This is a genomic window from Carboxydocella sp. ULO1 (assembly GCF_002049255.1).
Classification (GTDB): Bacteria; Bacillota.
Genome location: NZ_BDLQ01000104.1, coordinates 1 through 481, shown reverse-complemented (window position 1 = coordinate 481; position 481 = coordinate 1). Strand labels below are relative to the sequence as shown.

Here is a 481-nt window from a genome sequence, read left to right as displayed (position 1 = left end):
ACAACCGGAGTGCCGCCTAACTTAGATGACCTCAAAACGGCGGTCCGGGCGGTTGTACCGGCGCATTTGGCGATAATGTATGAATACAACTTCTTCATATGGGATGAGTGGGATGCCAAAGCGGAGACTTGGGATACTTTTGATGCATTAGGAATGACTTGGGACGCCTTGGAGGTGCGTAATTAATGCCAACTTTGACGCCAAAACTTGGAATTAAAAAGCCACTCGGCAATGAAACCGTAAGCCGGGCAGCATTCAACGAAAACTGGGATATCATTGACGCGGGAGTGGTAGCTGATAAAGGCGGCGTTCCCTCCATTCAGGCGGGATTGGACGCAAACAAACCTACTCCCGGCACAGCAGGACGCATTTACATTGCTACTGACACCAAAATAATCTATCAGGATACCGGCACAGCATGGCAGAAGGTGGGCGCCGTGAAGTGGGGGGATTTAGAGGATAAGCCGGCAAGCTTTACGCC

Annotated in this window: 2 pseudogenes; both read left to right on the top strand. The window is 50.9% G+C overall.

What is annotated here, in order from left to right:
* Positions 1 to 186 (top strand): annotated as a pseudogene (locus tag ULO1_RS15035) (phage portal protein); the annotation flags it as partial.
* Positions 186 to 481 (top strand): annotated as a pseudogene (locus ULO1_RS12085) (hypothetical protein); the annotation flags it as partial. The pseudogenes ULO1_RS15035 and ULO1_RS12085, both read left to right, overlap by 1 nt.